Origin of the sequence: Haemophilus parahaemolyticus (assembly GCF_002015035.1) — a bacterium.
GTDB classification, from domain to species: domain Bacteria; phylum Pseudomonadota; class Gammaproteobacteria; order Enterobacterales; family Pasteurellaceae; genus Haemophilus_A; species Haemophilus_A parahaemolyticus.
In genome coordinates, this window is record NZ_MUXY01000003.1 from 47,280 (window position 1) to 70,001 (window position 22,722).

Annotated in this window: 18 protein-coding genes, 1 tRNA gene and 1 other RNA gene; 7 read left to right on the forward strand and 13 right to left on the reverse strand. The window is 40.4% G+C overall.

Annotated elements, in window-relative coordinates:
* Positions 1 to 128: 128 nt before the first annotated feature.
* From ilvD to B0185_RS04655, 7 genes are all read right to left on the reverse strand, one after another.
* On the reverse strand, positions 129 to 1,964 hold the full coding sequence (gene ilvD / locus B0185_RS04625) for a dihydroxy-acid dehydratase (RefSeq protein ID WP_005706817.1): 1,836 nt from the start codon (positions 1,962 to 1,964) through the stop codon (positions 129 to 131).
* A 147-nt stretch (positions 1,965 to 2,111) separates the two neighbouring features.
* Positions 2,112 to 2,855, reverse strand: coding sequence for a TPR domain-containing protein (locus B0185_RS04630; RefSeq protein WP_005706812.1), 744 nt, complete (start codon positions 2,853 to 2,855; stop codon positions 2,112 to 2,114).
* Positions 2,856 to 3,269, reverse strand: coding sequence for a heme lyase NrfEFG subunit NrfF (gene nrfF / locus B0185_RS04635; protein WP_005706793.1), 414 nt, complete (start codon positions 3,267 to 3,269; stop codon positions 2,856 to 2,858).
* A 15-nt stretch (positions 3,270 to 3,284) separates the two neighbouring features.
* Entirely contained in the window at positions 3,285 to 3,818 is a 534-nt protein-coding gene (locus B0185_RS04640) for a redoxin family protein (protein ID WP_005706788.1), read from the reverse strand.
* Between the two features lie 78 nt (positions 3,819 to 3,896).
* The gene (nrfE, locus tag B0185_RS04645) at positions 3,897 to 5,795 is read right to left on the reverse strand and encodes a heme lyase NrfEFG subunit NrfE (RefSeq protein ID WP_005706865.1); all 1,899 of its coding nucleotides are present in this window, start codon (positions 5,793 to 5,795) and stop codon (positions 3,897 to 3,899) included.
* 130 nt (positions 5,796 to 5,925) lie between these two features.
* Positions 5,926 to 8,046 carry a TonB-dependent receptor domain-containing protein gene (locus tag B0185_RS04650; RefSeq protein WP_005706842.1) on the reverse strand — a complete coding sequence of 707 codons (2,121 nt, stop codon included), beginning with the start codon at positions 8,044 to 8,046 and terminating at the stop codon, positions 5,926 to 5,928.
* Positions 8,047 to 8,239: 193 nt separating this feature from the next.
* The gene (locus B0185_RS04655; protein WP_005706825.1) at positions 8,240 to 10,708 is read right to left on the reverse strand and encodes a class I adenylate cyclase; all 2,469 of its coding nucleotides are present in this window, start codon (positions 10,706 to 10,708) and stop codon (positions 8,240 to 8,242) included.
* A 290-nt stretch (positions 10,709 to 10,998) separates the two neighbouring features.
* Here B0185_RS04655 and fabB point away from each other — a divergent pair, with 290 nt between their 5' ends.
* From fabB to B0185_RS04685, 6 genes are all read left to right on the forward strand, one after another.
* Positions 10,999 to 12,216 (forward strand): beta-ketoacyl-ACP synthase I, encoded by a 1,218-nt coding sequence (gene fabB, locus B0185_RS04660; protein WP_005706771.1) that lies wholly within the window; start codon positions 10,999 to 11,001, stop codon positions 12,214 to 12,216.
* A gap of 217 nt (positions 12,217 to 12,433) precedes the next feature.
* Complete coding sequence (locus tag B0185_RS04665; protein WP_005706881.1) at positions 12,434 to 12,940, forward strand: CvpA family protein; 507 nt, start codon at positions 12,434 to 12,436, stop codon at positions 12,938 to 12,940.
* A 13-nt stretch (positions 12,941 to 12,953) separates the two neighbouring features.
* Positions 12,954 to 14,480 carry an amidophosphoribosyltransferase gene (gene purF / locus B0185_RS04670; RefSeq protein ID WP_005706905.1) on the forward strand — a complete coding sequence of 509 codons (1,527 nt, stop codon included), beginning with the start codon at positions 12,954 to 12,956 and terminating at the stop codon, positions 14,478 to 14,480.
* A gap of 77 nt (positions 14,481 to 14,557) precedes the next feature.
* Positions 14,558 to 15,799, forward strand: coding sequence for a molybdopterin molybdotransferase MoeA (gene moeA / locus B0185_RS04675; protein WP_005706818.1), 1,242 nt, complete (start codon positions 14,558 to 14,560; stop codon positions 15,797 to 15,799).
* Between the two features lie 6 nt (positions 15,800 to 15,805).
* Complete coding sequence (gene moeB / locus B0185_RS04680; protein WP_005706808.1) at positions 15,806 to 16,561, forward strand: molybdopterin-synthase adenylyltransferase MoeB; 756 nt, start codon at positions 15,806 to 15,808, stop codon at positions 16,559 to 16,561.
* A gap of 96 nt (positions 16,562 to 16,657) precedes the next feature.
* Positions 16,658 to 16,733: transfer RNA gene (locus tag B0185_RS04685), tRNA-Asn, on the forward strand.
* Between the two features lie 148 nt (positions 16,734 to 16,881).
* Here B0185_RS04685 and B0185_RS04690 read toward each other — a convergent pair.
* Together B0185_RS04690 and B0185_RS04695 are read right to left on the reverse strand one after the other, a co-directional pair.
* Positions 16,882 to 17,490 carry a DUF1919 domain-containing protein gene (locus tag B0185_RS04690; protein WP_050855324.1) on the reverse strand — a complete coding sequence of 203 codons (609 nt, stop codon included), beginning with the start codon at positions 17,488 to 17,490 and terminating at the stop codon, positions 16,882 to 16,884.
* 120 nt (positions 17,491 to 17,610) lie between these two features.
* Positions 17,611 to 18,567, reverse strand: coding sequence for an ABC transporter substrate-binding protein (locus B0185_RS04695; RefSeq protein WP_005706778.1), 957 nt, complete (start codon positions 18,565 to 18,567; stop codon positions 17,611 to 17,613).
* A 229-nt stretch (positions 18,568 to 18,796) separates the two neighbouring features.
* On the opposite strand from B0185_RS04695, the gene cysK reads away from it, so the two are divergent.
* Positions 18,797 to 19,747, forward strand: a complete 951-nt coding sequence (gene cysK / locus B0185_RS04700) for a cysteine synthase A (protein WP_005706776.1) — start codon at positions 18,797 to 18,799, stop codon at positions 19,745 to 19,747.
* Between the two features lie 59 nt (positions 19,748 to 19,806).
* On the opposite strand, the gene putP is transcribed toward cysK, so the two are convergent.
* From putP to B0185_RS04720, 4 genes are all read right to left on the reverse strand, one after another.
* A complete protein-coding gene (gene putP / locus B0185_RS04705) occupies positions 19,807 to 21,321 on the reverse strand; it encodes a sodium/proline symporter PutP (protein ID WP_005706774.1) in 1,515 nt (504 codons plus the stop codon).
* Positions 21,322 to 21,422: 101 nt separating this feature from the next.
* Positions 21,423 to 21,992, reverse strand: coding sequence for a 5-formyltetrahydrofolate cyclo-ligase (locus B0185_RS04710; protein WP_005706835.1), 570 nt, complete (start codon positions 21,990 to 21,992; stop codon positions 21,423 to 21,425).
* Positions 21,993 to 22,006: 14 nt separating this feature from the next.
* Positions 22,007 to 22,188, reverse strand: a non-coding RNA gene (gene ssrS / locus B0185_RS04715) — 6S RNA.
* A gap of 88 nt (positions 22,189 to 22,276) precedes the next feature.
* Positions 22,277 to 22,588, reverse strand: a complete 312-nt coding sequence (locus tag B0185_RS04720; RefSeq protein WP_005706879.1) for a cell division protein ZapA — start codon at positions 22,586 to 22,588, stop codon at positions 22,277 to 22,279.
* Between the last annotated feature and the right edge of the window lie 134 nt (positions 22,589 to 22,722).

Below are 22,722 nucleotides of genomic sequence, written 5' to 3' on the forward strand. Positions count from 1 at the left end.
CCTCACAGTAAGGTGTGTGAACCATTAGTTCACGCACACAAGCGGTAAAAAATAGTGCGTGAATTGCATTCACACAACCTACTAAAAAAAGGCTGACAGATTTCCCATCAGCCTTTTGGTTAGCTTAATTAAATTTTCGTTTTATCACGTACCGCACCTTTATCGGCTGAAGTGGCAAAATGTCCGTAAACTTTTAGTGCAAAAGAGACTTCACGTTGGCGGTTTGCTGGTGCCCAACCTTTTGCGTCTTGCTCTGTACGACGTGTTGCAAGTTCTTCATCGCTTACCGCAAGATTGATGGCACGGTTTGGAATGTCGATGTTGATAATATCGCCATCGCGAACTAAACCAATTGCACCACCTGAGGCAGCTTCTGGTGAGGCGTGACCGATAGACAAACCTGATGTACCACCAGAGAAACGTCCATCTGTTAAAAGTGCACATTTTTTGCCTAAGCCCATTGATTTTAAGTAGCTGGTTGGGTAAAGCATCTCTTGCATACCTGGGCCGCCTTTCGGGCCTTCGTAACGGATGATTACCACATGACCTTCTTTTACTTTGCCACCTAAAATACCTGCAACAGCATCTTCTTGGCTTTCAAATACAATCGCTTTACCAGTGAATTTCCAGATAGATTCATCCACGCCTGCAGTTTTTACGATGCAACCATCTTCTGCAATATTACCAAATAACACCGCCAAGCCGCCTTCTTGTGAAATTGCGTTTTCTTTGTTGCGGATACAACCGTTTACGCGGTCATTATCTACCGTGTCCCAACGGCAATCTTGTGAAAATGCTTGAGTGGTGCGAATACCCGCAGGGCCTGCACGGAAGAATTGATGTAACTCTTCGTTTTGGTTGCGGATAATGTCGTATTGGTCAAGCTGATCGCCCATGGTTAAGCCTAATACTGTGTGGGTATTTTTGTGGATTAAGCCCGCACGGTCTAATTCGCCTAATAAGCCCATAATACCGCCTGCACGGTGAACATCTTCCATATGGTATTTGTTGGTGTTCGGTGCAATTTTACTCAAGCAAGGTACCTTGCGAGATAAGCGGTCAATGTCTTCCATTTTGAAGTCCACGCCTGCTTCTTGTGCGGCAGCGAGTAAGTGTAACACAGTGTTACTTGAACCGCCCATTGCGATGTCTAAGCTCATCGCATTTTCAAAGGCATCGAAAGTACCGATTGAACGTGGCAATACACTTTCATCGTCTTGTTCGTAGTAGCGTTTACATAATTCAACAATTTGACACCCCGCTTTTAAGAACAACTCTTTACGGTCTGCGTGGGTAGCAAGCATAGAGCCATTACCTGGTAAGCTTAAACCTAATGCTTCTGTTAAGCAGTTCATTGAATTTGCGGTGAACATACCTGAGCAAGAGCCACACGTTGGGCAAGCGGAACGTTCAATCGCATCAATACGTTCATCAGAAACGTTTGGATCGGCTGCTTCGATCATTGCATCTACCAAATCTAAGCGAATTAATTGATCAGAAAGTTTAGTTTTACCCGCTTCCATTGGGCCACCTGAAACGAAGATGGCTGGAATGTTCAAACGCATCGCCGCCATCAACATCCCTGGGGTAATTTTGTCGCAGTTAGAAATACAGACCATCGCATCTGCACAGTGTGCGTTCACCATATATTCCACCGAATCTGCAATTAAATCACGGCTTGGAAGCGAATAAAGCATACCACCGTGTCCCATCGCGATACCATCGTCTACCGCAATAGTGTTAAATTCTTTTGCAACACCGCCTGCTTTTTCAATTTCAGCGGCAACCAACTGCCCCATATCTTTTAAATGTACGTGACCTGGTACGAACTGGGTAAATGAGTTTACCACGGCAATAATTGGTTTGCCGAAGTCATTTTCTTTCATTCCTGTTGCACGCCATAATGCACGTGCACCCGCCATATTACGACCTTGTGTACTGGTCGCTGAACGTAGTTTAGGCATAATCTCTCCAAATTTTTATCTGTTGTGTCTGTTAAAATAAAAGGGTTCTATTCTACTTGAATTTAAATAGTTTGTGGAAAATTTCCTCTTTCCCTTGGTAAGGGAAGCAGAAAAAGTTCCATCTAAAAATATTTTCAGAGGGAGGGGTTATTTTTGCCTCATCTGCTTCGCCATTTCAATACTTTGAATAATCGCACGGCGGTTAATGGCATCATTATCGCCATCTAACACACGTCGCCAATAGCCAATTGCTTGCTCATAATCATTATGCAAAAAGGCATCGGAAGCCAGTAGTAACAAGCTTGAACTCTCTTTTGAATCTAATGATAAGGCTTTATCTAACCACGCTTTTGCCTGCTCTGACAGTTTTTGCCCTTTATCATAATAATCTGCGGTTGCCATTGCTCCTAAAATCGCCGCTTTTTCGCCCAATACCACCTGTGCATTTTGATAGCTAATCAATGCTGAATTAAACTCATTATTTAACGCATAAGCCTGCCCCAATTCATACCACAAATCGCCATCGTTTGGGTTCTCGCGCAAGCGGTTTTGCAAGCTCTCAATATAGCGATCGTTTTTTTGGGTTTTGTCTTCCATCTCCAATTTTACTTGGAAGGCTTGATGCATTTGCTCACCTTTTTGCACCAAGGCATAACGCCCCGACTGCCAATAAAGTAAGCCACTGAGGACGGTAATTAAAAGCACAACCAAACTTGCAACAAGCGGTGAAAATTTCCTTTTATTTTGCCAAGGCTCTGTGGTGTTTTGATCAAATTGATAACGGCTTTCTGCTTCCGCCAAATATTCTTGTTTGAACGGTTCGGTAAAATTGCCTGCAAATTTTACCGCTTGTTGATAGTTTTCTAAATTAAGCTGTTCACGTGTTTTCATCTATTGTCCTGTCTTTCTGGTACGAGTTCTCCATACGATCGCAACTAAAACGATCCCCAGCAAGCCGACGGGCATCCCCCAAAGCAGCCAAGTTTGCTCATTCACAGGCGGTTTGTAGTTTACAAAATTACCGAAACGCTGGGTCATAATTTCAACAATTTCCTGATCCGATTTGCCTTCATTGACCATTTCATACACTTCAATACGAAGTTTATAAGCGGTAGTGGCATTTGACTCCAATAAATTTTGATTCTGGCATTGCGGACAACGCAAAGATTTCGCCAAACTCATTGCACGTATGCGATCCGCATCGTTGTGAAATTGGAAAGTATCGACCATTTCCGCCTTGGCAATATTGCTGAAAACGGCAAACACAAGCGGTAAAAAAAGGGTAATCTTTTGCAAAAACTTCATTCTATTCCTATGCTCTTATTTTTCGTTTCTTAATGCTTTTAATCGTGGCAGGAAATCTTTTTCAAAATCAGGATTATAGCCTTTTTGTTGGTAGCGAACGACGCCGTGTTTATCCACCAAGTAGCTTGACGGGGCGGAAGAGACCTTCAAGGTTTGAATTAAAAAACCGCGTTCATAGTCATCAATCACCAACGTAAATGGATTTCCCCAACGCCCCAAGGCTTCGCGAGCATCGGCAGGTTGATCGGAATAAGTTAAACCCACAATCGGTACGCCTTGAGCTTTCAATTTCAATAAGATCGGAAATTCTTTAATGCACCAGGTACACCAACTCGCCCAAACATTCAAAATATAGGGCTCTTGTGGCAAGCTGTTGTTGGTTAAACGTGCATGCGGATCGAGCAAATTTTTGCCCACAAATTCGGGGATCGGTTTATCCTGCCAATCTTCTGTTGGAGAAAGCGCATCTTTGTTCAACAGCGGAACGGTTAAAAATGCCACCACTGCCACCAGAATGGCAAGGGGGATAAAGAGGAGGGCTTTTTTCATTATTGTTTCCTTTTGTAATAATCTCCCCTCTTTAGCAAAGAGGGGGATTTTTTAGTAGCATTGCTATCGGCGGATTTTTTATTTTCTGCGAGAATATCCCACCAACGCCATTAGTGAAGCCAACACCATAATTACTCCTCCAAGCCATAAAGCTCTAACGTAAGGTTTGTAATGTAGGCGGAAGGCATATTCGAGGTTGCCAAATTTGTCGCCCATTACAATGTAGAGATCGTGCAAACCATGGTGGTATAAGCCGACTTCTGCCATTGTCATGGTGCGGATGTCATAATAACGTCGTTCTGAGATGATTTGGGCGAGCGTTTTGCCTGCTTTACTAATAGAAAAAACAGCTTGTTCAGCGGTGTAGTTGGCACCAATGGCATCGCGATACTCTTCATATTTAAATTCAAAATCGGCGATATTGGCAGTTTCAGTCGGTTTTAATCGTACACCGATTTCATCGCCATAGTAACTATTCATCATCGCACCAATCACACAAATCGCAAAGCCGATATGTGCCAAACGCATTGAAAGCGGACGGATTTTCCACATAAAACGCAAATAAGGCAGATGGGTCAAAATAATCCAGAATGCAAGGCTAACAAAGACCACAGGCAACGGCTCAATTTTAAACAGATGAGTTTGACTCACGGTGTGATAAATCAAACCAAGGGAAAGCAACACCGCCACGGGCAGAAGCCAGAGTTGCAATTTAGCTTGTTTGAGCGGTACATTTTTCCAGCGAAGTACCACTGCTACCCCCATTGCCGACATTGCCAGCAATGCAAGCGGGGTAAAAATAGTATTGAAATAAGGTGCACCAACGGAAATACTGCCCCATTGCATCATCGTAAACACAAGCGGATAAAAAGTGCCGAGCAACACAACCGAAGTTGCTACAGCAAATAAACCATTGAGCAATAAGAATGCAGTTTCTTTAGAAAAAAACGTAAAGCGTACTTCACCTAGCCAGAATTGGGTTTTACAAGCGAAGAGTGCGAGAGCAATAAAACTGAGACTGAAGAAAAGCAGTAGTAATGCCACACCGCGATCAGGATCGACTGCAAAGGCGTGTACAGAAGTAAGTACGCCAGAACGGACAATAAATGTACCGAGCAAGCTTAAGGCGAAGGCGAAAATGGCGAGCAAAATCGTCCAATAATTAAACACGCCACGTTGTTCGCTAGCGATTAACGAATGCACTAACGCAGTGCCGAGAAGCCACGGCATCAATGAAGCATTTTCAACGGGATCCCAGAACCACCAACCTCCCCAACCAAGTTCGTAATACGCCCACCAAGCACCGAGGATAATCCCTGCGGTGAGAAAGCCCCAGGAAATCATCGTCCAAGGGCGAATCCAACGAGCTACGGCAGCGTCCATTTTGTCAGAAAGTAGGCTTGCCACAATCATCGCGAAGCTCACTGCAAAGCCGACATAGCCTAAATAGAGCAGGGGTGGATGGAAAATCAAGCCAATATCTTGCAACATTGGATTGAGATCACGTCCTTCTGGAGGAGGTGGAAAACCACGCTCGAAGGGGTTGGAAACCAGCAAGATAAAGAGCATAAAGCCCATTGCAACAAGCGAAATCATCGCTAGCGTGCGGTTGGCAAACAAGCGGTCGATTTTACGAGAAAAAAGGCAAAAGACCGTCGTCCAGAGCGTGAGTGCGGTAAGCCAAAAGAGCATTGAACCTTCGTGCCCGCCCCAAGTGGCAGCGAATTTAAAAAAATCGGGTAATTGGCTATTGGAGTGTTGAGCAACATAAATCACCGAGAAGTCATCGGTTAAAAACGCATAAGCAAGGCTTGCAAAAGAAATGCCCGTTCCGACCGCTTGTAATACCGAGAGAAATGGGTTTAGCGATAAAAAATAGGGTGCTCTTCTCAGCTCCCCCCAAAGCGATAACCCTACTTGGATTATCGAGGCAATAAGAGCAAAAATCAGGGCAAAATAGCCAAATTCTGGAAACATTGAAATCTAAGTGAACAAAAATAAAACTGCTCGGATTATGCCATAAATCCGAAAGAGAGAGAACAAAAAAAAACCTTACCCAACTCGAAAGAGGTAGATAAGGTTTAATCATAGAGGGATTATTATGAAATTAGAAAGTGTAAGTTGCATTCATACGGAAATCACGACCTGCACCCGCTAAACTATTACCGCCAGCACGTTGGCTATGGCTCTTATAGTTCTTGTTAAATGCGTTATTTACCGCAAAGTTAAGCATTAAGTTTTTGTTTGCTTCCCAATTTGCGTAGATATCGCTCACACCATACCCCGATTGTTTGATTGCCGCTGAACCAGCATTTGACCCGCGACTTGGTGTGCCTGTTTCGCCTTCAACAAAACGACCTTTCCAACCTAATTCTAAGCTTGGATTTTCAAATTTATAAGAAACGGCTGTTGTCCAAGTGCGACCTGTTGCTACTGCAAATACGGCATTATCTAAACTTGCACCGTTAAATGTGAAGGTTTCTGGTTTACTTTCAGCAACGCCTACACGGAATTTGAAACCACCTTGTTTATAAGCGCCGCCTAATTCATAACCTTGGTTACGTAGTAGTGCAGCATTTACAATGGTGTTAGCTTTAGTCGCGTGAGCATCTTTTACTTTTTGCCAGAAGTAGCTACCGTTTAATGAGATGTTTTTAGTTACATCATAGTTGAAACCCACTTCTGTGTTACGTGCTTTTTCTGCACGTAGATTATCTGAAACATCACGTAATGTATTGCCTGCTAACATCGCTTCAAACATACGTGGGCTGCGGCTTGCATAGTTTAAGTTAGTATTGAAACTTAAATTATCTAACGCTTGCCAGATTAAACCAATGCTTGGATTGAAATCAGCGTGACTGACGGTTTTGCCACTGTTCGCTTTGAATTTAAAGTGATCGTAACGTGCACCTGTGGTTAATGTAACTGGTCCAAAGCCCCAAATCCCTTCAACATATAAACCCACATCTTCTTTTTGTTGGTTGCGTTTTACACCTGTTGCAACCATACGACCCGTTGCACGATCACGAGCTATTTCTTGAATTGAATTTGGTTTTGCTTCTTGATGACGATAATTTACACCATATTTTAACCAGTGACTTTCACCAATCTCAGAATCTAAACCTAAGTTTGCACCGTGAGTTAAAACACGTGTAGTACTATTTTCGGCAGGTTCTTTGCGTGAGGTTTCAATACGGTAAGCATTTGCTTTTGCGTCAGTAATGAAGCCTATATTTTTACCACTCCACTCTAAGTTTGTTGTGTCTTGTGTGGTAATACGATAGCGAGGATTATTATTTGCATCATTCGCAATTAGAGCACCGTTTGAATCTAAGATATAGTAAGTATCGTTACCACGTCTATCCTTACCGGCAAAAACATTACTTAATGTTTGACCAGCTTTAAGATCTTTACTTGTACCTGCTAAGTAAGATTGCGAAAAATCGAACTCTTCGCGTAATGCTCGTTCACCGTGATATTGTTCTTGGCGATGGCTTAACACAACGCGTTGATTTTCTGTAATGTCCACGCCAAATTTGGCTAATAGACCACGTTGTCCTAACGCACTATTTTTAACCACATCAGAGCCATCTTTATTTGAATAGCCTTTACCGCCTTTGTAATTTTCAAGAGTTTGCCAGTTACCGCTTAATAATGCATCTACAACGCCTGCTTTACCATAAACAGTTGCACCTTGTGAGTGGCCTTTATTGCTGCTTACGCCAGCATTAAGTTTGAAACCAAACTCTTGACCTTCTTCTAATAAATCTTTTGCATCAACCGTTGTGGCTTCAATAGAGCCACTGGTTGCACCAATGCCCGCACTTGCAGAACCAGCACCTTTACGTACGTCAATACGTTTAATGAGGCTTGGATCTAACATAAAACGGCTTTGGTGATGGAAAACTGGAGTATCGCTTGAAGTATTATCTACTTTGAAATCAATTTGGTCTTGACCCATACCACGAATTGTTACCCATTGCGATGTGCCACCGTTACCGCCACCGAAGTTAATTGCAGGTTCAGCACTTAATATACCTCTTAAATCTTCATTGGTCGATTTTTGAAGATCTTTTAAGGTTACAACATTGGTTTTGCTTTTTGCTCCCGCATTTTCAGTTACCACTTGAATAATATCAAGTTTCACTGAATCAGCAGTGTTTGCGTATGCAAAAGAAGAAAGTGCTGTAAGCACAGCAATGGAAAGTGGGGTGTTTTTCAATTTCATATGTAGATTCCAAAACAAAGAAAGAATAAGAATTATTTTTATTTGCAAAAAAAAGTTTCGCAAATATATGTAAATTTTTAATACGAGTCAATATCATTTAGAGAAAGTCTTTACATTTTAACCACGCCAAAGTCAATTTGGCCCTTATTTTCCAATAAAAAAGCAGGTATAAAAACCTGCTTGTAGAGAAATGTTATCCTTGTTTTTGCATAAATTCCCTATGCTGCTTACTTTGAAATGGCACTATTTTTACCTCATCGCCCTCTTCTAAAAGTTGGTAGAATTGCGGGTAGTTAAAAATGCTATTTTGGTCATTTTCAAGGTATTGCTCGGCATACAAGCGGTTGATTTCACGAATTTTTTCTTCTTTTGTGCCACTGCAACTGGTGTAATTTTCGATATGATTGTTTTCGTCTAAAATATAGACGTTAAAACAACCATTTTTGCCATCTTCAAAGAAGAATTGTAAAAACCCTTCACTGGCAAAATCGTTGATTTGACTTGGGTACACCACCACTCGATTTTCGCCTTTTTTGCTTAAATGGCTTAATATGGTAAGGCGTTTGACTTTTTCAACCGCTTGTTCTGCGACAGGCTTAATTTTCACGTTTTTATCGCTAAATACCAGTTGCCAAGTTCTGCCTGCCACTTTTACCGTATTAAACGCATTGGCATAAATCGATCCTGTTTGTACTGAAATGCAACGATGCACCAGATCAGCGATGGTTTCCCGCAACTCACTGCGAAACTGTTTGCTATAGCAGAATACATTTACTGATTGTGGGGGGGCTGAATTGCGGTAGATTTTGTTGGAAAGTAACTTTAGTGCATTCAAAACAGCTTGTTCACCCTCAAAATGTTGGGTACGAATTTCATTCCACATATTGCGGTAAATAATGCTTACGCTTCCTACCAAATTTTGCTCAAAGGCATTAAAGCTAAATAAATCGCTTGAATGGAAATCACGGCGAATATCAGCAAAGTGTTGCGTTGGATCATTTGTGAGATTTATCGCTAAAATAAGGCTACGAATTTCATTAGGGTGCAATAACTCATTTTCACTGATTTTCGGTGCAGAAACAGGGAAAAAGAGCCGTAGATCGGTAATAAATTGACGTAGTTTATGTAAATCAACATGTTGGCTAATCACGTGTAATTTGGTGCTCACGGTAATCATGCCATTGAAATATGCCCACGCCACCAGTTTGTGTAAATTTTTGTTGTATTGCACAAAGCGCTGTGAGGAGTCGTAAGCACTTTTTGGTGATTGATTAATCAAATACCAACCCGCTTTCATTGCCGAACTGTCTTGGGCTTCAATAAAAGTAATATTTTGTTCCGATAAATCAGGCGTAATATGTGGATTGAGTAAAGTTACTTTGCCAGGCAGTATTTCAAAAACCGAATAAAGCTTACGCATTAAAATGTCGGTATCGTTTGTCATTATGCTTGGATTGATATGGAATTTGTTGGCAAAATTGATTAAATTGCGATAACTTTGTAAGAGTTGTTCGACGAGCATTTTATCTTGTACAATTGCCTGTTTCATTTTCCATTTTGGACGAGAATTAAGTAACGCTATTTCTTCATCAGTCCAGCCCCACTCAGCAATTAAAGATTGCAACTCACGCTCACGCCAGTTGTAGAGCACTTTTCCTTCTTTGGCTTTAAGGTAAAAACATTGACGCAAGCGGTCTAATCTTGATAATTCTTTACGATTTTTAAGGTAATCTGTCACTTGCTCAAGCATTGCCAAATAAGAATCGAAATGATAATACTCCGTTTTGTTGCTCAATAATTTTTGCTTAAATTGTTTTGAAATAAGCTTCGTTTCTGGGTAGGTTTGGGCGTAGCTTTCCAACAACAAAATTTTGATTGCTGATTTGTAAGGACTTTCAATGCCTTTGTAAAGCTGCCATAAGCTCGCACCAAAAAATTCGGACGTGGAAAGTGAAGAAAAATCGCCAAAATCAATCCATTCGTTGAGATCTATTTTTTTCGATTTAATCGCTTTTTTATAGTCATTATCCGATAAATGTAGCCAAAGTAGGCGCTTGCCTGCCAAGCGTACCGCTGAACGATAAAATTCATCAAGCAAGAAAAAATGTTGTGCTGAACCGCTGTGTTCTTCGCTTACACCGCAGTTGTAATGATTCGATTTAAAGCGTTCAGGGTTCATGAAATAGAAATTAACTTCGATGCCTAATCCTTTTGCCCACTGAGTTAATTTAGCGAGTTTTTGCTCAATAAGTTGATAATCTTCACTGCTCATCTCATCATTATGACAAATCCATAAATCCAGATCAGATTTAGTCGTTTGCACAATTGAGCCAGTACTTCCCATTGAATAAATGCCATCAAAGACACAATGCATCACCGTTGTTTTTTTCTCTTCAGGAATAAGTGTGTCAAAAAAACGTTGTTGATAATGATTAAAGGAAAATTGATAAATACCGTGCGGAGCATTCTCTACATAAGCTGGCAATTCAGGCAGGTTATAATGTAATAATAATGGGATAAGATAAAAAACGTGCTTGAAATGGGCATCATTTGAAGCCAATGCTCGACGAATGCGATATTGATCCAATGCATTCACTTTTATAATTACTTTGGCAAGTTGCACATCAGCATGAGAGGAAAGATCACGATCAATAGAACGCATATGAATCGAATTGAGAGCTATTGATGTTAGACTTTTCACCTTAGAGTCCCTTCTATTAAATTTTGTATCACTCTAACAGTTTAAACAAAAAAGTAAAGATAAAGCCTCTTTGCTACAAACAAGAAGATTAATTTTGCCCAAAGAACAGCTCGGATCACATAATCAATTCGCTAAAATGGTTCAGAGAAAAGGCAAAATTGTGTAGAATAAAGCAGTTTTTCTGGCTTTCTCATTATTTTGATGAAAGTTTGAACGATTTATTATATTTCCAAGTACTTGAAGGATAAAAGATGAAAAGAGTCGTTATTACAGGTTTAGGTATTATTTCTAGTATCGGTAACAACAAAGAAGAAGTGTTAGCTTCATTAAAAGAAGGTAAATCAGGGATTGAATTCGTACCTGAATTTGCAGAAGTAGGAATGCGTAGCCAAGTGGCCGGCACCATTAAATTAAATCCAGCAGAGTTAATCGACCGTAAAGTTTTTCGTTTTATGGGGGATGCTGCCGCTTACGCTTACCTTTCAATGAAAGAAGCGATTGCAGATTCGGGCTTAACCGAAGAACAGGTTTCAAATGACCGTACAGGTTTAGTGATTGGTGCAGGTACAGGTTCTGCACACAGTCAATTGGTGGCGTGTGATGCGGTGCGTAGTCCACGTGGTGTGAAAGCGATTGGTCCTTATGCGGTAACCAAAACCATGGCATCGAGTGTTTCTGCTTGTTTAGCAACACCGTATAAAATCCGCGGGGTGAACTACTCAATTAGCTCAGCCTGTGCGACTTCAGCTCACTGTATTGGTCACGCAATGGAGTTAATCCAATTAGGCAAACAAGATGTGGTTTTCGCAGGTGGCGCGGAAGAACTTTCTTGGGAGTGTGCAACCGAATTCGATGCAATGGGTGCTGTTTCAACTAAATATAATGATACCCCAACTAAAGCAAGTCGTGCTTATGATGCAAACCGTGATGGTTTCGTTATCGCGGGCGGTGGTGCGGTTGTTGTAGTCGAAGAATTAGAACACGCTTTAGCACGTGGTGCAAAAATTTATGCAGAAATCGTGGGCTACGGTGCAACGTCAGACGGTTTCGATATGGTTGCACCAAGCGGTGAAGGTGCAGAGCGTTGTATGAAACAAGCGATGGCAACCGTAAATGGTGAAATTGAATATATCAATGTTCACGGCACATCAACCCCTGTAGGTGATGTGAAAGAGTTAGGGGCAATCAAAAATATATTTGGCGACAAAACTCCAGCAATTTCTTCAACTAAATCAATGACGGGGCACTCATTAGGTGCTGCGGGTGCACATGAAGCAATCTACTCATTATTGATGTTAGATAATGGCTTTATCGCACCAAGCATCAACATTGAAACATTAGATGAACAGGCACAAGGCTTAAATATCGTAACAGAATACCAAGACAAAGCATTAACAACCGTAATGTCAAATAGTTTCGGCTTCGGTGGTACTAATGCTTGCTTAGTGTTCCAAAAATATAACGGTTAATAAAATAAATTTATAATGAAAACTAAATGCCTTTACGGTTAAAATCGTAAAGGCATTTTCCTTTAGCGGTTAAAAAGAAAGAAGATTTGTAAAATACTCTGTAAAATAGACCGTTTACTCACTTTCATCAAAATAATGATGTTTTTTCCACAGTTTGCACTACGCAAACGTTTTCTTTTTTTGTAAAATAGGGCGGATATTGCCCGTAGAGGTTTATATGGTTGATATTATTATCGTTGGTTTGATTGCATTTTCTATTCTGATTAGTTTATGGCGCGGCTTTGTGAGTGAAGCATTATCGCTAGCTGGTTGGGTATTGGCGTTTTGGGTAGCAAGTAATTTTTACCCTTATTTGAGTGGTTATCTTACCCAAGTTAACTCCATTTACTTGCAAAATTCAGAATATTTACGCAATGGCGTAGCGGCGGCAGCACTTTTCGTGCTCGTGCTGATTGTATGCGGTGTCATCAATGCGTTATTAAATAAAATTATTTCAACCACGGGTATTTTATCTACTACAGACCGTATTCTCGGTGGGGCATTTGGTGCATTGCGTGGGATTTTAATCGTCTCTGTAGCACTTTTCTTCCTTGATACCTTCACATCAGTAAGCCAAAATGAGCTTTGGAAAGAATCGCAACTTATCCCGCATTTTGACTTCATTGTGCAATGGTTTTTCGAGCAATTACAGGCAAATTCTAGTTTCTTAAATTCAACTAAATAGAGGTTACTTTTTTATGTGCGGCATTGTCGGGATTATTGGGGGATCGCCTGTAAACCAAGCGATTTATGATGGTTTAACATTACTTCAACACCGTGGGCAAGATGCCGCAGGTATTGTCACCATTGATGAGGAAAATCGTTTTCGCTTACGTAAAGCCAATGGCTTAGTGAGCGAGGTTTTCCACCAAGAACATATGTTACGCTTGCAAGGTAATGCAGGTATCGGGCACGTACGTTACCCAACCGCAGGCAGCTCAAGCGTTTCGGAAGCTCAGCCTTTTTATGTGAATGCACCGTTCGGCTTAACCCTTGTGCATAACGGTAACTTAACCAACAGTGCAGAATTAAAATCCTTGCTTTTCACAGAAGCACGTCGCCACGTGAACACCAATTCTGACTCAGAAGCATTACTTAATATCTTCGCTTACTATCTTGACCAATATCCAACCCCCCATCTTTCTCCCGAAAATATTTTTGAAACCGTTCGCAAAACCAACCAAATTATTAAAGGTGCTTACGCTTGTATCGCAATGATTATTGGGCATGGTATGGTGGCATTCCGTGATCCATTCGGAATTCGACCTCTTGTGTTAGGTAAACGTGTGGTTGATGGCAAAACAGAATATATGTTTGCCTCTGAAAGTGTGGCGTTAGATATTGTGGGCTTTGAATTCGAGCGTGATGTAAAACCAGGCGAGGCGATTTACATTACCTTTGATGGCGAATTCCACTCACAAATCTGTGCGGATAACCCAACGCTTAATCCGTGTATTTTTGAATATGTTTACTTTGCCCGTCCAGATTCGGTCATTGATGGTGTATCAGTTTATGCATCACGCGTGCATATGGGCGAAATGTTGGGCGAAAAAATTAAACGTGAGTGGGGGAGAATAGTGGATGAAATCGATGTGGTTATCCCTGTGCCTGAAACCTCAAACGACATTGCGGTTCGTATTGCGAATGTGCTTTATAAACCGTATCGTCAAGGTTTTGTGAAAAATCGTTATGTGGCTCGCACCTTTATTATGCCAGGTCAAGCACAGAGGAAAAGCTCGGTTCGCCGTAAACTTAACGCGATCGCGGCAGAATTTAAAGGCAAAAATGTGTTGTTGGTGGACGATTCTATCGTACGTGGCACAACCTCTGAGCAAATTGTTGAAATGGCACGTGCCGCAGGAGCGAAAAAAGTGTACTTCGCTTCCGCAGCACCAGAAATTCGCTATCCAAACGTGTATGGGATTGATATGCCAACTAGTGAAGAATTAGTGGCGTATCATCGCAATGTGGATCAAATTGCAGAGATGATTGGTGTAGATAAATTGATTTTTCAAGATTTAGATGCCTTAATAAAAGCGGTTCAAACTGAAAATCCAGCAATCAAAAACTTTGATGCATCGGTGTTTACAGGCAAATATATTACAGGCGATGTAGATCAAGTATATTTAGAGGCAATTGCTGCAGCTCGTAACGATAAAGCGAAAGCAAGAAATGCGGCTCAATCAGGCAATTTAGAAATTCACAACATTAGTGCAAGTGCATAATCGGTGAAAATCGGGTAAACTAAGAAAAAAGGGCGTTTTTTTACGCCCTTTCTCTCATTCTTTAACAGGAAAATATGATGGCACTTTTACCTCTCAACGAGGCTTTGGCAAATATGCTTGCTCAGCTTCCAACCCCAACAGAAACAGAAACTCTTTCCCTTAATCAAGCAGCAAATAGAGTACTCGCTCAAGATATTATTTCTCCGATTAACGTCCCAAATTTTGATAATTCAGCGATGGATGGCTATGCAATCAAATTGGCGGATTTAGATCAATTTTCTACTTTTACCATTGCAGGCAAAGCTTTCGCAGGTAAGCCGTTTGAGGGCGAAATCAAATCAGGCGAGTGTGTGCGAATTATGACGGGTGCAATGCTGCCAACAGACTGCGATGCCGTGATTATGCAAGAAGAAACCGAACAAGCGGGCGAAAATCAGATTAAATTTACCAACAGTATTAAGCTTGGGCAGAACATCCGCCGCGTGGGCGAAGATGTGGCTAAAGGTAGTCTTGTGCTTGCTAAAGGTAGTTTATTAAACGTGGCGAGTTTACCGTTGTTGGCATCGCTTGGCATTGCGAAAGTAGAGGTATTTAAACGCACTAAAGTCGCCATTCTTTCTACAGGTGATGAATTAGTGAGTGTGGGCAAACCACTTTCTACAGGGCAGATTTATGATACTAACCGTTTTGCGGTACGTTTAATGCTGGAGAAACTGAATTGCGAGATTTTAGATTTTGGCATTTTGCCAGACGATCCAACCATTTTCGAAGAAACTTTTGTTAAAGCACAACAAGCGGCAGATGTGTTAATTACCAGCGGTGGCGTTTCTGTTGGTGAAGCGGATTTCACCAAAGATGTGCTGGAGAAATTAGGCAAAATCGCATTCTGGAAAATCGCAATAAAACCAGGTAAACCATTCGCTTTTGGTTTTTTGGGAGAGAGTGAAAAACAAACGGTGTTCTTTGGTTTACCTGGCAACCCTGTTTCTGCATTGGTCACTTTCTACCAACTAGTCCAGCCAGCATTAGCAAGACTTTCAGGCTTAAACGATGATTATCTTGCAAATTTAACGCCAAAAATGACCGCTTGTGCGGCAACTAATTTAAAAAAAGCAGCTGGTCGTCAAGATTTCCAACGTGGTTTTTATTTCATCAACGAGCAAGGAGAATTGATGGTAAAACCAGTCGGGCAGCAAGGCTCGCATATTTTCAGTGCTTTCTATGAAAGTAACTGTTTTATCGTGCTAGAGGCTGAACGTGGTAATGTGCAAGCAGGAGAAAAAGTGACCATTCAGCCGTTTAATGGCTTACTGAGATAGTTAAAAATGGAATTAACCGATCACGAAATGTTGCGTTACAACCGTCAAATTAGCTTGAAAGCAGTAGATTTTGACGGGCAAGAAAAGCTCAAAGAGAGCCGCGTGTTAATTGTCGGTGCGGGTGGGTTAGGCTGTTCTGCAAGTCAATATTTGGCAAGTGCTGGAGTGGGTAAAATCATTCTGGTGGATTTTGACACTATCTCGCTTTCTAATTTGCAACGCCAAATTCTTTATACAGATGCCGATATAGGTAAACCTAAAGCGGAAGTAGCAAAGGTTCGTTTGCAAGCAATTAATCCGAATATTGAAGTGCAAGCAGTCGTGAAAAAATGTGATGATGCAGAATTTGCCGAACTCATTAGGCAAGTAGATGTGGTGGTGGATTGTACCGATAATATTGATGTGCGAAACCAGCTCAACTTGCAATGTTTCGAGCAAAAGCGACCGCTTATTTCAGGTTCAGCAATCCGTTTTGAAGGGCAAATTTCCGTTTTTACCTATGCTGAAAATGAAGCGTGCTACCAGTGTTTAAGCCAGCTTTTTGGAAGTGATACGTTAAGCTGTGTAGAAGCGGGTGTTATTTCCCCCATTGTAGGCGTGATTGGCAGTTTACAGGCATTGGAAGCTATCAAAGTCCTACTCAATATTGGTAAAACTTTAACAGGAAAATTGTTAATTATTGATGGTTTACATTTTTCTGTGCAAGAAATGAATTTGCCGAAAATGGCGAGTTGTTCTGTTTGCAGTGTATCGCACGAGTAAGATGCATAAATAAGGCTAATATGACTTATAATTTTATTTGTGAAATAATCAGTTTGACAGCTAAAACGCTTTAGCCTAAAATACTAACCGTTTTATTCCTCCTTAGTTCAGTCGGTAGAACGGTGGACTGTTAATCCATATGTCGCAGGTTCGAGTCCCGCAGGAGGAGCCAACTAATTTCCTTTAGTTTTACTTTTGTTCTTGTTTTATTTGTCTCCTTTTGTAAAACAGTAATTCTTACCTCCAGAATTAGAACAAAAGATTTGCCCTATAGCCCTTTTGCTATAGGGTTATTTTTTATCTTAAAACAAGTACTATTATTACTCTAAATTACACTCCAATTGATCTTTCTTTACATTTGAAAACCACGTTACATAATCAAATTGGTCGTAATATTTCCGCCCGTTCCAGCCTGAAAATTCAAATAAATTACCAACTTGTCCTCTTTTCTCAAAACCTTTGATGTAAAAACTAGATTTGATTTCAGGGTAAGGCTTATGTGTAAACACTACTTTATGTTTAAATGGCAGTTGGTCAAAATCTTGTAAATCTTGCTCGGTGCAATTATCGCGATCTGTCATCATAATAAACAGATTATCTAAATTTAGTCTTTTGAGACGCTCTTCCCATTTTGCTTTCGCTTCTTGCTCACTGTGATAATGCATAAAATGTAGCGTAATATCACTTAATTTTCCTACTGGATAAGGCTTATCAGTCGTTATAAAACCTAGCTCCATCTGATTATAAGCGGTGAAATTTTGCAGATATTTTACAAAGTCAGCTGGCTCAAGATAGAGATTAACAAAAGGAGAGCGGAATCGTTCGCCTAAATCGTGCAGAATAAACGCACCATTGCAATTACTGGCAATCACAGACATTTCGTGATTGGTCAAACGCTGTTGATTTTTCTGGTCAATTGATTTTCGCATCTGGCGATTAAACCAATTTCTAAATTTAGTAAATAACAAAATACTTTCCTCTTTCCAAAAATACAAAAGAACAGCAATTTATGGTTGCTGTTCTCTATGACAAAAAGTTTAAAGTGAAGTTTAGAATGTTTCTTTCGCTTCTTTTAATAATGCTTCTGGAATAGTAATACCATAGGCTTTTGCGGTTTGCGTATTTACAGAAAGCTCCATTTTGCTCACTTCATGTGTTGGAATTAAACCTGCTTTTTCGCCTTTTAACACTCGAGCCGCCACTTTACCTGTTTCCACGCCAATATCATATTGATTTACCGCATAAGCCGCTAATGCCCCACGTTTTACCGTGTCACGGTCAGCTGCAATCACAGGCACTTTAATTTCTAATGCAGCTTTGTGCAATGCTTCATAAGCAGAAACCACTGCATTATCTTCAGAGATATAAATTGCTTGCACTTTACCCGCTAAACTGCGTGCTGCTGTGCCAATATCTGCACTACGTTGTACGGCAACAGGCACTACTTTGATATTTGCTTTCGCAGCTTCAGCCTGCAATTCTTTTAATACAATCGCTGAGTTTACTTCACCTGCACTAAACACATAGCCAACCGCTTTAAGCTCTGGTACAAATTTATGGATCAACTCCAATTGCGGTTCAATCACTTTATGGTCTGAAACACCTGTTACATTCGTGCCTGTTGGCTCCCAAGATTTGACTAACTTAGCGGCTACGGGATCAGTTACCGCAGAATAAACCACAGGAATAGTTTTAGTTGCTGCGACAACAGGTTGAGCTGATGGGGTTGAAATTGGAATGATGATCTCTGCTTTATCGCCTACAAATTTACGGGCAATTTGAGCCGCTGTTGCAGTGCTGCCTTGAGCAGATTGATAGTCGATTTTAATCGTTTTACCATCTTCAAAACCTTGATTTGCGAGCTCATCGACAATCCCTTTACGAATAGTATCTAACGCAGGATGCTCAACAATGGCAGTAATTGCCACCTTCGGCAGTTCTTGAGCAATTGCATTGAGTGAAAACGCAACTAAAGCAGAAATAATTAAGGTTTTATAAGATTTCATAACATCATCCTCTTTAAAATCAAATTTAACTTCAACTGAACTATTAAACTAGTACATTTAAATTAAAGATACTCTACCTTTTAAAGAATGTAAAGCAAAATTATTCAATATGGTACTCTAGGTGGATATTCTATCTAGTTATATCAAATAGTTTTTTGTCTCTACAAATTTAATCAAAATGGCGTATGCTTAATCCAACTTTAACCTAATTCAAAATAAGGAATTTTCCATGACAATTTATACAGACAACTCATACACCATTGGTAACACCCCTCTTGTTCGCTTAAAACATTTCGGCAATAACGGTAATTTGGTCGTAAAAGTAGAATCACGTAATCCAAGCTTTAGCGTGAAATGCCGTATTGGTGCGAATATGGTATGGCAAGCGGAGAAAGATGGTATTTTAACCAAAGGCAAAGAGATTGTAGATGCAACTAGCGGTAACACAGGGATTGCACTTGCTTATGTAGCAGCTGCTCGCGGTTATAAAATTACTTTAACAATGCCTGAAACAATGAGTCTTGAGCGTAAGCGTTTATTACGTGGTTTAGGCGTAAACCTTGTATTAACCGAAGGTGCAAAAGGGATGAAAGGTGCGATTGCAAAAGCTGAAGAAATCGTAGCAAGCGATCCAAATCATTACGTGATGTTAAAACAGTTTGAAAATCCAGCAAACCCAGCGATTCACCAACAAACGACAGGCCCTGAAATTTGGAATGCGACTGAAGGTAAAGTGGATGTTATTGTGGCTGGCGTCGGAACAGGTGGTACAATTACAGGGATTTCTCGCCATATCAAACAAGATCAAGGTAAACAGATTATTTCTGTTGCTGTTGAGCCGAAAGAGAGTCCAGTAATTACGCAAACCTTAAATGGCGAAGAAGTGAAACCAGGTCCTCACAAAATTCAAGGTATCGGTGCAGGTTTTATTCCAAAAAATTTAGATTTAAGTTTAATTGATCGTGTAGAACAAGTTTCAAGTGATGAAGCTATTGCAACCGCTCGTCGATTGATGGCAGAAGAAGGTATTTTAGTGGGTATTTCATCAGGTGCTGCAGTAGCCGCTGCGAATCGCCTAGCACAACAACCTGAGTTTGCGGATAAGTTGATTGTAGCCATTTTACCATCAGCATCAGAGCGTTACTTAAGTACCGCATTATTTGAAGGTATTGAGATTTAATTTATTGTAATATTTTAGAAGGCAAGGATAATCCTTGCCTTTTTCTCGTCTTTACGTTTTTATTTCAATTCATCTAAATACGCTTTATTTGCTTTTTCAAAAGTTTCAGATGTTTTGGCATTTGGTGCTGGTGTAATGAGAGAAATCACGACAATCATCAGTGTTGCAAGTAAGAAACCAGGGATCATAGAATACATTTCTGGCAGTTCAAATAAAGCGGTTAAATCTTTCCAGAAATACACAATTAATGCACCTGTGAGCATTCCGGCCATTGCGCCTAAACCATTCATTCGTTTCCAGAATAACGAAAGCAAGACGATAGGGCCAAATGCTGAGCCAAAGCCAGCCCACGCATCTTTTACTAATCCAAATACTTGGCTGTTTGGATCTTTAGCGATGTAAATCGCAAGCACAGCAACAGCGAGCACCATTAAACGACTTAACCAAACGAGTTCTTTATCAGAGGCTTTTGGACGAAGGATGCCTTTGTATAAATCTTCGGTAATTGCACTTGAGCAGATCAAAAGCTGAGCTGAAAGCGTGCTCATTACAGCGGCTAAAATGGCGGAAAGTAAGATGCCTGCAACCCAAGGATTGAATAATAATTTTGCAAGCTCAATGAAAATCTGTTCGTTGTTTTGGCTCACTATACTGGCTTTTTCTGGATATACGAAGAAATAAGCCATACCAAAATAGCCGATACCAATTGCACCTGCAAGGCAAATAATCATCCACGTCATACTAATACGACGAGCATTTTCGAGTGATTTAACACCTTCTGCCGCCATAAAACGAACGACAATATGAGGCTGACCAAAATAACCTAATCCCCATGCCATTAAACTCGCTACACCTAGCAAGGTTGTGCCTGTAAACATATCGTTGTAGTTGCGTTGAGTTATTGCTTCTGTGTACTCAATAGCGGTTTCCATTACCTCAAAACCACCAATATTTATTAGAACAAAAACGGGCGTAAGAATTAACGCAAAAAGCATTAATGTAGCTTGAATGGTATCCGTCCAACTTACCGCTAAAAAGCCACCGATAAAGGTATAAAGAATTGTAGCAACGGCACCATACCAAATTGCATCCGCATAAGGAACACCAAATAGGTTTTCGAATACGCGAGCACCAGCCACAACCCCAGAAGCACAGTAGACTGCAAAGAAAAGTAAGAAAATCAGTGCAGATAAGATTTTAATGATGCGAGTTTTATCGCCAAAACGGTTGTGGAAATATTCTGGTAAAGTTAAAGCATCGCCAAAATATTCAGTTTGGGCACGTAAACGACCTGCAACCAATTTCCAGTTAAGATATGCCCCTAATGTTAAGCCAATTGCCAACCAGGCTTCAATTAAACCACCTGCATAAATTGCCCCTGGTAATCCCATCAATAACCAACCAGACATATCTGATGCCCCCGCAGAAAGTGCGGTAACAAAGCTACCTAAGCGACGGCCGCCTAAGATGTAATCAGAAAGATTATTGGTAACACGATAGGCGGTAAAGCCAATAAAGATCATTCCTAACAAATAAATCAGAAAGGTAGTTACGGTTGGATCTAAGCCAAACATTATGCATCCTCTTAAAATTTTAAAGGAAAAAGATTACTGATTTTTAGTAAAATTTCAACTTAAACCGCATAAAAAGGAAGATTTTTTTGATTTAATCGGGCTTATTCCGCAATAATTAAATGATGCAGTGGTTTATCCCAAGGTTCAAGCGGTAACTTTTCTACACACTGACAAGCGTGAGCCAGCCCTATGCGAGTAGTATTCGGATTTTGTTCAAAAGTGCGATCGTAAAAACCACCGCCATAGCCAAGTCGCCCAAGCTGTTTATCACAACCAACAAGCGGTGTAACAATCATATCAATTTGCGAAGTCGGGATCACATTTCTCACATCTAATTTCGGTTGTAACAAACCCCACGGATGTTTTTCTAACGGGGTGTCTGATTCAAAATGAGAGAAAAGCAAATTTCCCTTTGAAAAAGGATGAATAATTGGTAAGTAGCATTTTATGTCCCGTTTGCGTAACTCTTCAACTAATACAAGCGGTGAAATTTCGTGTTTAAATGGCAAATAAACGGCGATATGTTCAGCTTGCTGTTTTTCGATAATATCTAATGCAATAGGAACGAGATCGTGTGAGGCTTGTAACTGTTTTTCAGCCGATAAATGTGAGCGTTTTTCAAGAAGTTGTTTACGAAGAACTTGGCGGTCTGTTTGAATGGAAGATTGCATAGCAAATAGATGATGAGGTGTCCGAAGTGCCGCTATCGGTAATAGTCCTTGAACCAGAAGGTTCAAGGGAGTCGAACGTATTTGTTTTTAGGCTTCTTACTTAAAGTAAGCATGCTCACCAACAACTGGATGTCCAACTCAAAGTTTTAAATTATCGGCTCAGGGACGTAACCAACAACGCACACCCCAGACTGGTTAGAATATTAACGGAATTTTGCCTTTTTTCCTAGTCTTAAACGTAATTTATTTTACGTTTGCCTAGCTTTTAGGCGAGCATATAACAGTTATTCATCAACCGTAATTGATGCGGCTGGCTGAAGTTTATTCAATGAACTATCTAGCTGCTGAATGCAGTTTTGTAACACATTTTTATTGTTTTCATTGCGTTGTTTTTCAAGCTCAAGTTCATAGTTTAAATTAAGTGCCACGATTGCCAATACTTTTTCTAACTGAATAATGCCTGATTGTTCTTTTAGAACGCCTACACGTTCTTCCAAACGTTGAGCAGAGGCAAGTAAATTATCTTTCTGTTCTGGTGGACAATGTAATCGTAAAACTTGCCCAAAAATTTGTATCTCAATATTATTTGCCGACATAACAAGCCGCCCTTATAAAGAATAAATTAGTTTATTATGCCATTATTCAATTTAATCATAAATAGAAAAATCGCTAAATTCCATTCAACAATTTTAATTATTTATAGGTAAATCAGTATAATAGCCCGATTTTT